The organism is Lactiplantibacillus fabifermentans DSM 21115 (assembly GCF_000498955.2).
Lineage (GTDB): Bacteria > Bacillota > Bacilli > Lactobacillales > Lactobacillaceae > Lactiplantibacillus > Lactiplantibacillus fabifermentans.
Map to the genome: position 1 here is coordinate 1 of NZ_AYGX02000123.1, position 9,622 is coordinate 9,622.

Annotated in this window: 10 protein-coding genes and 3 pseudogenes; 5 read left to right on the top strand and 8 right to left on the bottom strand. The window is 36.8% G+C overall.

The features are described 5' to 3' along the window. Window positions 1-267 precede the first annotated feature (267 nt). The 4 genes from DY78_RS10830 (at window position 268) to DY78_RS10845 (ending at window position 2,216) form a co-directional block, all read left to right on the top strand. Window positions 268-471: a hypothetical protein gene (locus tag DY78_RS10830; RefSeq protein ID WP_024625074.1), complete on the top strand. Its 204-nt coding sequence runs from the start codon at window positions 268-270 to the stop codon at window positions 469-471. Then, entirely contained in the window at window positions 464-775 is a 312-nt protein-coding gene (locus DY78_RS10835) for a DUF4429 domain-containing protein (protein ID WP_024625073.1), read from the top strand. The genes DY78_RS10830 and DY78_RS10835 overlap by 8 nt, the downstream gene beginning before the upstream one ends. Before the next feature lie 18 nt (window positions 776-793). Further along, window positions 794-1,684 carry an MBL fold metallo-hydrolase gene (locus tag DY78_RS10840; protein WP_024625072.1) on the top strand — a complete coding sequence of 297 codons (891 nt, stop codon included), beginning with the start codon at window positions 794-796 and terminating at the stop codon, window positions 1,682-1,684. An 85-nt stretch (window positions 1,685-1,769) separates the two neighbouring features. Continuing rightward, window positions 1,770-2,216: an RrF2 family transcriptional regulator gene (locus DY78_RS10845; protein ID WP_024625071.1), complete on the top strand. Its 447-nt coding sequence runs from the start codon at window positions 1,770-1,772 to the stop codon at window positions 2,214-2,216. A gap of 58 nt (window positions 2,217-2,274) precedes the next feature. On the opposite strand, the gene DY78_RS10850 is transcribed toward DY78_RS10845, so the two are convergent. The 3 genes and pseudogenes from DY78_RS10850 to DY78_RS15805 form a co-directional block, all read right to left on the bottom strand. Then, window positions 2,275-2,520 (bottom strand): hypothetical protein, encoded by a 246-nt coding sequence (locus DY78_RS10850; RefSeq protein ID WP_033614466.1) that lies wholly within the window; start codon window positions 2,518-2,520, stop codon window positions 2,275-2,277. A 122-nt stretch (window positions 2,521-2,642) separates the two neighbouring features. Next, complete coding sequence (locus DY78_RS10855) at window positions 2,643-2,858, bottom strand: hypothetical protein (RefSeq protein WP_024625070.1); 216 nt, start codon at window positions 2,856-2,858, stop codon at window positions 2,643-2,645. Window positions 2,859-3,060: 202 nt separating this feature from the next. After that, window positions 3,061-3,279: pseudogene (locus DY78_RS15805) on the bottom strand (2,3-bisphosphoglycerate-dependent phosphoglycerate mutase); the annotation flags it as partial. Window positions 3,280-3,456: 177 nt separating this feature from the next. Here DY78_RS15805 and DY78_RS16175 point away from each other — a divergent pair. Then, window positions 3,457-3,603 (top strand): annotated as a pseudogene (locus tag DY78_RS16175) (IS30 family transposase); the annotation flags it as partial. 108 nt (window positions 3,604-3,711) lie between these two features. Here the strand turns inward: DY78_RS16175 and DY78_RS10860 are convergent. The 5 genes and pseudogenes from DY78_RS10860 to DY78_RS15810 all read right to left on the bottom strand — a co-directional run. Beyond that, a complete protein-coding gene (locus DY78_RS10860) occupies window positions 3,712-4,641 on the bottom strand; it encodes an aldo/keto reductase (RefSeq protein ID WP_024625069.1) in 930 nt (309 codons plus the stop codon). 464 nt (window positions 4,642-5,105) lie between these two features. Beyond that, entirely contained in the window at window positions 5,106-5,615 is a 510-nt protein-coding gene (locus DY78_RS10865; protein WP_024625068.1) for a YbhB/YbcL family Raf kinase inhibitor-like protein, read from the bottom strand. A gap of 446 nt (window positions 5,616-6,061) precedes the next feature. Next, window positions 6,062-7,426, bottom strand: coding sequence for an MFS transporter (locus tag DY78_RS10870; RefSeq protein ID WP_024625067.1), 1,365 nt, complete (start codon window positions 7,424-7,426; stop codon window positions 6,062-6,064). 4 nt (window positions 7,427-7,430) lie between these two features. Next, complete coding sequence (locus DY78_RS10875) at window positions 7,431-7,967, bottom strand: PadR family transcriptional regulator (RefSeq protein WP_024625066.1); 537 nt, start codon at window positions 7,965-7,967, stop codon at window positions 7,431-7,433. A 205-nt stretch (window positions 7,968-8,172) separates the two neighbouring features. Next, a pseudogene (locus tag DY78_RS15810) lies at window positions 8,173-8,794 on the bottom strand (transposase); the annotation flags it as partial. Between the last annotated feature and the right edge of the window lie 828 nt (window positions 8,795-9,622).

A 9,622-nucleotide genomic window follows, 5' to 3' on the forward strand; every position in this document is an offset into this window, starting at 1 on the left:
ACTCCTTTGAGATAATTATAGCGAACAAGTTGTCCGTAATTACATCATAAGAGCCGATACTACCGGTACATGTGTGTCAGCTTCCATCGCCACCTGTTCAGACAACAGTCCAATATAGTATTTCTGCAAAAATATTTTCATAAGTTAAATGTGCTTTTTATAGTTGCATTTTATTTTAAATTTGCTATACTGTGCTTATAGAAGTTGCAGTTAATCCATTTTAATTGTGCTTATAATAATTGCATTTAAATTTTAGGAGGAACTCACATGACTACTCATACTTTCAAACTTAATACAGCTTATATTAAAGGAACTATCGAAGCTACCTTACCTAGACTCGAAAATCATAAAATTTTAGGTTTCATTTTCAATTTATACCGTGCTTACTTCAAATTTGCTGCCAACCAAACCACCCGTCATTTTAACTTTTTACGCAACCTAATCAATAAGGAGGCAGCAAACCATGAATAAAGTCTTCAGTTTCAAACGCGAAGGTAAAACCACCGTTACGATTACTGATACTAATTTAACAATTGAGCGTTCCGGATTTTTGAACCAGTTACAGTTCCACGGTATTAAGCAACAGACTATTAACCTAGATAGTATTACCAATATCAACTATCATCCAGCCAAGCCTAAACGTGGCTATATCCGATTGAACACCATTAACGGTAATGCTAAGGATAAAAACATTATTTATTTCTACGGCAAAAACGAAGAACAATTAGCAACCGAATTGAAAGCACAACTCCTTTCAATCATTCATTCAAACTAATCACGGAGGACCATTCTAATGACATTATTTAAATTCAAGGCAACTACCCACGCCGCTCATACTGCTAAAATTGGCAAACCAGTCAGTTGGGACACCATGGAACAGCTAATCGATACTCCTGGAAACCTGAAAGTAAAGTCGGTCACGACAAACTGGGCAGCTAAATTATCTGGTCTATTAAATATAAAAGATGCCCAGGCCAAAGCCGCCGGAATTAAAGATCATGATGAATCAATTGAAATCACAACTCATATTCTCAAACGTCCCAACCAGGACTTTTACTTAATTGATACTGGTGTTAGTGAACAGTTACTACAAGACCCAAAAGAAGCCGGCGTCGGGTGGATGCTTAAAAAATATGGTGGTGTTGACTCCATGAATGCTCAGCCTAGTACTGAATCAATCATCGCAAACGAATCAGGAAATCTCAAAGGTGTCTTTCTTTCACATATTCATCTGGATCATGTCACTGGATTACCAGCAATTCCCAAAGAGACGCCGATTTACATTGGCAAAAATGAGGCCGATGCCCAATTAACACTGAACATCATTGCGCAAGGTACCAACAATCGGATGCTGGCTGGACGTCCCGCCCTACAAGAACTCCCCTTCAATCAAGATATTAATGGTACATTAACTGATGTCGTTGATGTATTCGGTGATCAAATGTTCTTTGCAATTCCAACACCTGGTCACACAATTGGTCACATCTCATTCTTAGCGCGCACAACTGATGGACCAATATTATTTACTGGTGATGTTAGTCACACTCGCTGGGGGTGGGACCATGGCGTTGAACCTGGTACTTTCTTAGCAGACCGTGTCGCCAGCAAAGATAGTCTCAAATTATTACGTGACCTTAGCAACCGTCACCCTAACATGACCGTGAAGTTAGGCCATCAAGAATAGTTAATTGTGCTTGTAATAGTTGCATTTAAAAGAATGATTAACTATACTTAAGAATAATACCCTCACTAATAAGGAGGTTACAAAAATGCCTGCAAATAACGTTCATTTAGGTCCACCACGGCTTAGAACTGCTATTCAAGCCGTAGTTTGGTTAGGAAAAAGTGGTAGTGTCATCAGTAGTTCAATGATAGCAAGTCGTGTAAAAACTCATGCAACTTTTGTTCGTCGTATCATGACATCGCTTAGTAAAGCTGGGATAGTCGAATCAAAGGGTGGTCGTGAAGGCGGATATTACCTGGAAAAGTCCCCGTCCGATATAACTTTGGCCGATATTTATCGTGCAGTTGCTCATGATGTAAGTCCCAAAAAAATCGACGTTGAATTCGATTACCCCGAAGATGAAGAACGTTTGGACGTTGAACAATTCAACCAAAGTATGGAAAATATCTTAGCCAAGGCCGAAGAACAGGCCATCGAGTATTTAGGCAACTATACGGTCGCTCAACTTATGGATGATATTAAAATGATTTAAACAACCAAAAAATCCCACTCACTTTCCATATTACGGAAAATGAGTGGGATTCTTCTATTTACTTAGCAACGGCATGGTTCTCATCCAACATGTATTGGAATTCAACGGTTCCAGCCAATAAATCAGCCTTGAACAAACCTTGCGTCCCGTTATTTTCATCCGACATCACAACGAAGTAAGTGGCACCTTCGTCAACGACGTGTTGGAAACTAACGTATTCGCCCTTAAAACCGTTCTTCCGGAACAAACCAATGATCCGAATCATTTCACGTTGTGTTACTTCATTTGCAGCTGCTTCACTCATGTATTTAAATACCCCTATCAATTCTCTTAGATGTTCTCTTTAATCAACTAACTTATACCAGGACTACAGGGGCCATTTTGCCGCACGCGTAATCTCCTAAAACTTTAAGTGCTAGTGTCCAACTAGTGACCACTACCGGCCTGCAATTCAGCTAACTTTTCTTCAATCAAGTCATTAGCGATGCTAAACGCTTTTAGTCGGCGTTTAGCCAAAGTTAATTGGGACTTATATCGTGAAGGCTCTTCCTTAGCTTCAAAGGTCTTCACGACTTCACGAATCTTATGCAAGGTTGAATCAATTTGCCGTTTGGCTTCCAGTAACTCAGCTTCATCATACATGTAAGTGCCCTCCTGTTTTTCAGAAAGTTAACCAACTAAATTGAAAGTGGCAGTGCCCATTTAGCGTCCACTAGCGGCCGAAGTTGTCATAAATTGCCAAAACCATCCTAAGTTATCACAACTTAGCTGGTTTTAGCGCCATAAAAAAGCGCCCCCACTAAAGCGGGCGCTCTTTATGAAAATCAGTAAATAATCGCGCTGATTATTTGCCTAACTTTTCTTTGCCTAAGACGTTTAATTTTTCATCAAAGTCATAAACAACTGGTTCACCAGTAGCCATTTCAAGGTCCATGATGTCATCATCAGAGATGCGTTCGATGTACTTCGAAAGGGCACGTAATGAGTTACCATGGGCTGCGATGATGATGTTCTTGCCATCTAATAACTTAGGAGCAATTTCATCTTCCCAGAAAGGAACTATATTAATATTCCAAAATCACTAACACATCAGTATCTGCAGGAACAATTACTCGAATGCTAGTTACCACTTAGTGACAACTATAACTAATAAAATATTAAATCAGTTATTAGTTTACCAAATTTTAATTATATCCAAGCCCTATGTTGCCTAAAATATATTCAAATTAAATTTACACTCTATCCTAAAGGGACTTGTTTTGAGCACATTAGTGCTCAAGATTTAACAACTACGTTACTCCAAATTATCCAAAGGCCGCTGAAAGTACTCAACTGGCAAACACCTTACCAAGTCATGCTGACTAATTTGTCAAAAAATTCGGATTAAATTTGCAATCTACCACTTACACATTGGATACTCACGAGCTGCATGACAAACAACAAAAGTTCACATTTAACAATCTACCTTAAACTAATAATTTTCCATTCCATCTTCTTATTTATTTTTAAAGCTTGCAAAAGCTTTATCGATTTGTTGAAATTCTTCTTCACTTAAGGTGACATTTAACGCGTCAGTGTTGTCTGCTGCTTGTTGCTTATTACGAGCTCCAGGAATTACAACTGCAATGTTAGAATTGGTAATGTACCAAGCTAAAATAGTTTGCGTTACACTGGCAGAATGATGATCGGCAATCTTTCCAGTAATTGCTAAGGCATTAATAATTGTTTCGAATTCTGCTTTACTATAATCATCTGAAAATTTTTCATAATCATTAAGCGTGTACCGGCCTGTCAATAGTCCAGAAGCTAGTGGAAAGTACGGAACGAAAGAAATTTCATTTTGCTTTAGATATGGCCACTCAGTCTCTTCTATTTGACGATGAACCAAATTATAATGGTCTTCGACAATATCAACTAAGCCATCAATATTAGCTTCTTTAAGTTGTTCAGGAGTAAAGTTTGAAACACCAATAGCACGAATCAGCCCCGCTTGTTTTAATTCATTTAAAGCAGCAACAGCTTCATTTTTGGGTGTTCTATTGTCTGGAAAATGAATATAAAAAATATCAATATAATTTGTTTGTAGGCGGTCTAATGCATCATAAACAGCTTGCTTTAAAAAGATCGGATCATTATTAATTTGATTATTATTTTGAGGATCTTGAGCAGCCTTAGTAGCAATCACGATGTTAGATCGGTCATAATTTTGAATAACTTCTCCAATTATTTCTTCAGAACGACCTTCTCCATAAATATACGCTGTATCCAGTAACTTAATACCTGAATCCAGAGCCTGTTTTACAACATCATAACCGTCTTGTTCTTTCAAATTTTGAAATAAATTATGACCACCAACCTTATTGGTTCCTAATCCCAATTTGGTTGTTTTCACAGTGCTTTTGCCAATTTTGATTTCTTGTATCATTCTCGTTTCCTCCCTAAAAATACTGACTAACTTTAGTTTTAAACAAATCCATGTTTGTATTTTAAATCAACCATGGTAAATTGCAAATTTGCAATCTACCTCAAATTAAATTTACAATCTACCATAGGTTATACTAGACAAAAGATCAGCTCCTAAAAGATGGGTTTGTGGTAAACACCATTTTAGAGGAAGCTGATCTTTTTGTCCGAACAGCGTTCGGATTAATTTTACAATCTACCTTTAATATATTATATCGAACAATTTGTCCGTAATTACATCATAGGAGCCAATAATAGATAGTCCTACTTCACAAAAAGTTTCAATGTTTAATTCGTTCAGCATAAGTTATACTAGACAAGAGATCAGCTCCCAAAAAGTATGTTTGAGTAAACACCATTTAAAGGAAGCTGATTTTTTTGTTCGAACAGCGTTCGGATTAATTTTACAATCTACCACATTTTGTACTAAGCTCTTGCCTTCACGACTGTCGTAGCGGTATTAATAACATGTCCCTCAATTACATCATAAAATTCATTCAGGTAATATCCCTGATCTATTGCCAGTAATTTATCCAGAGAATATAGTCGAAATATATAACGATGATCACGGTCTGGTGGACACGGTCCAAAATAATGCTGACTTATTTTTTTATCGTGTTCATTTATAAAACTGCCCGAAGTAGAATTACTGCCTTGTACCATCTGTGCATCATTTTTTTGACTCATATTTTCTGGTAAACAAGTAATATTCACAGATATATTAGCAGCTATCCAATGAATCATTGTGAATCCCCTTACTGGAATAGCATCTTGATCCAGAAATGTGAAGGCCAATGACTTTGCATTCCTCGGGACATCACTAATTATTACGGGAAAAGAAACAATTGGATATCCTTGATATTTATCTGCTGATGTTGCATATTTAGTGTATTTTTTATTTAGAAATCCATTTGTGGTTGGAATTAATACTTTCATGCTTAACCTCCTACTAATTATCTAAAAACTTACTAATGATTTAGCATACTTAAGATATCTTGTAAAATCAAATACATATCTCAGAAAGAAACTATATTAGCATTCCAAAATCAATAACCCATCAGCATCTACAGAAACAATCACTCGTGTGCTAGTTATCATTTAGTGACAACTATAACTAATGAAATATTAAATCAGTTATTAGTTCAACAAATTTTAATTACATCCAAGCCTATGTTACCTAAAATACATTCGAATTAACTTTACAATCTATCGTTAGCATATTGATTGTTCAACATTCCTCCTAAGATATCATACAGACTATTTTATTAGTTTGAGTCAGAACCAATAAATTCAATTATCAAAGAACGATTATTTAGAAGATAATTTTCTGTCACAGTTTCAATGTACTACACATGTAAAACTAGCTCATGAAGACGATAAGACTAAATTGTACTTTCACCAATGTTTTTACTAACCGTCGTTAACTCCATCATCGGCCACAGCATCAAAACACCTAGAAAAACGAAGCCAAATTGATAGGCGTGTTCTAAAGTCATTGACTGGCTAAAAATTGAAACAATGACAGTAATTAAAGAGACTCCTAAACCCTGTGCTAAGGTCATAATTACGGATGCCAACGTATTAGCACTATTACGTTCAGCTAAAGGTACATCTGCAAACGTTAGCCCATTATATGCGGTTAGAGCTAACGAACGTCCAACACCGGAAATAAATGCTAGCAACGCGATAATCACTGGCCATGTTGTCGTTGTTATCAACGCTAGACAAAACGAACTAACCATTACCATAAAGAAAGCACTAAAAAGTGCCCCACAATATTTGAACACTTTTATAATCACGGTTGTGAAAGGTTTGATCCCAACATTTCCTAAAAAAATAAAAATAACAAACCCAGATGCTTTAACCGGTGACCATTGAAAAATTGTTTGCAAGTAAACGGTCATCAAGTATGGCATTGCTCCGACTGATAACCATAATATGCTACCACCCGTTTGTGTGAACCGAAACGACTCAATTCGCAATGATGCAACGGAAAATAAGGGGTTTTCAACTTTTTGTAAGTGAAAATAGGACAAAACTAGCATAAAAGCACCACCAACTACCATCTGTGTTGCAAGTAACCATTCGGCATGACCATGTGTGGCCAATTCTGCGCCTGTTAAAATTAATCCTGAAGCAATTGCGATCTCAAGAAAACCCGTGATGTCAAATTTATGTTGGATTGTCGGTTGGATATCACTATCAAGCAAAAATAAACCGATTAGGATAATAACTATTCCCATTGGTAAATTAATTATAAAAATCCAACGCCAGTTCCACCAAGTCACAATAAGTCCACCAACCAATGGGGCAATTGCTGGAGCAATCAAGGCTGGCCAAACCAAATAACTTGTCATGCGTAGTAACTGTGATGGGACTATCTTTTCCAATACAATCAGTCGAGCCGTCGGTGTCATTAGTGCACCTGACATTCCTTGAATTACGCGCATTCCCAATAAAACACTAAATGTTGGTGATAATGCGCTACCAAGAGAACTTAAAGTAAACAAACTGACTGCCAGCAACCATATTCTTTTTTTCCCAAATCGATTAGCAAGCCAGCCACTTAATGGGATAAAAATAGCAACGGTAATTAAATAAATACTAACAAGTAGTGCAACAGTAGCCGATCCAGTTCGAAAATATCTCGCCATACTTGGTAATGCGGTTGTGACAATAGTTCCATCCATGATTTCTATAAATAAGCTCGCAGCCATTAATAACGCAACTTTAATTTCTTTAGTCATTCTATTAAAACCCTCTATTCTTTTGCAAAGCTGTTTTAAACTCTTGAATCCATTGTTGTTTCTCCTGAGCTTGACGTAATCGTAATTGCATTATTTGTGATGCATACCAATGATCCTTATGCTTGTGTCTCTTCAAATGTTTTAGCTCTATTTGACAGTCATCAACGATGGCCATTTGTTCGTTCATATACTGATCAAGCAAATTTTGTTGGTCAACTAAGGGTAAATGTTGCATCGAATCTAGTTTTATTTGAAAAATATCATCTGTGTGGGCACCCTCCGGTACTGGTGTATGCATCAGATTCATAAATCTTGCCTCACCCTTCTTTGTGATGATTGCGGTTTTGGTCGACTGTTTGTTATCGTTTTGCATGATTAATCTGATGTAGCCTTCTTTTTCCAAACGTTCAAACAACGGATAGATAACGCCAAAACTAATCTTTCGGTGGCGTCCAAGTGAAACTTGCATTGATTGACGCAACCGATACGCCGTCTTAGGATTTTCCATCAGTTCTCCCAAAATATATAATTCATTCATCATTTCAACATCCACTGCCCTTATGTATCTTTTAGATACAAAAATCTTATATCTAAAAGATACATAAGTCAAGATAATTCATGATATTTATTTCAAAAAGGCAATTTACAACTTTAATTCGAACAAACCCGTAATTCTCAATGGTAGTCTATTGATGATAGATTCTTAATGGCTCCTGATTAATTAGTTCAATTCTTGCTAAAATTTAGTCAGTCGTTACCTAGCTAAAGTTAGTCTTTTTCAGAAGGGGCCAGTATAACCGTCAATTAAAGTATTCGTTGGAAGCCCTTTTCTATGATAAATACGGCTGAAAAAAGCTTTGATCTGATAGTCCTGTTCTATATATTGATAATTGAAAACACGTTACCGTGGTCAATGGTTTTGTATTCTACTTAGTGACCAAGGTCCTCATAAAATTTTTAAAGGCGTTATTTAATGCCTTGCAATTCGATTAGAGGCTTTTATGGCCTATAGAAGTCGTGTCTTGCGTTCCGAGAAAGTGACCTAACATGGTTGTGGCTCACTCCGGAAAAAAGCACTGCATCAACTTTCCAACAGCTAAAAACTAATCATTGATTAATAATTTTTAATCTGTTGTTCAATTGAAGTACCACTTGTAAATGTTCAACACTGCTCACTAAATCGCTGCCGAGCATTACGATTTAGTTAAATCAGCCGATTTAAATGATAGCCAACCAAAATTAAGCCAATTGAAAATTGCAACGAGACCTAGACTAAAAGTGATTGCAACAATCTCTAGTAAAAAAGTTAACCGTAAGTAGTTGAAGACCTACAGATCGTCTTTTGCGATCTGCGTCTTGTTGAGCCAGTACTACGCTACGTTGAAAGCGTGAGAAAGTAGATTTACCCATAGAGTAACCACTCCTTAATGTTGGTGGGTATTAGCTACTACCATTGCCACAAGTTACTTTGATCTTTTTTAATTTTTGTTCGACTCACTTATAGAACTTTCTCCTAATAAAAAAGTCAACCGACTGGTTGCTCTCATTTAATTCAATTACTGACTGCGTGACTTTCATCCAACATGTATTGAAAGGTAACCCTCAATCTATTTTAAACAGCCCTCGATTATGCTTGTACTCATCCCCAATTACGACTAATGTATTAAATCGAACAATTTGCCCGTAATTACATCATAGGATCCGTCCATTAGGAGAATCAAGCTGTCAATGAACGTACATACTTTACAGCTTATATTGACCTTTATAGCGGAGAAATTCTTGAATGGACCATTGATCGCAGACCAATGGTAGACTTCGTCACACGCCCCCCTTGAACGATTAATATCAAGGCGTTCCGACTTACCATACCGCATGACAGTTCACTCGGATCAGGTTTTTCAGCATCAGAATTGTCGGCACGTAAATATTTTACGAAAATCACGCGCTTTCTAAAGCATGAGCCGTAAGTCCATACGCCTCAATAATGCGGTAACTGAAAGTATCTTTCACATTCTTAAAGTTGGCACGGTTAACAACCTATAAAATGCTAGAAACTGACATTACAAGCTACGTAGACTATTACAATCATCGCCGTATTAAAAAAAATTGGCTTGTATGTTCCCGATAAAATACCGGAAACATACAAGGTAGATTGTAAAATTAATCCGAACGCTGTTCGGACAAAAAAGATCAGCT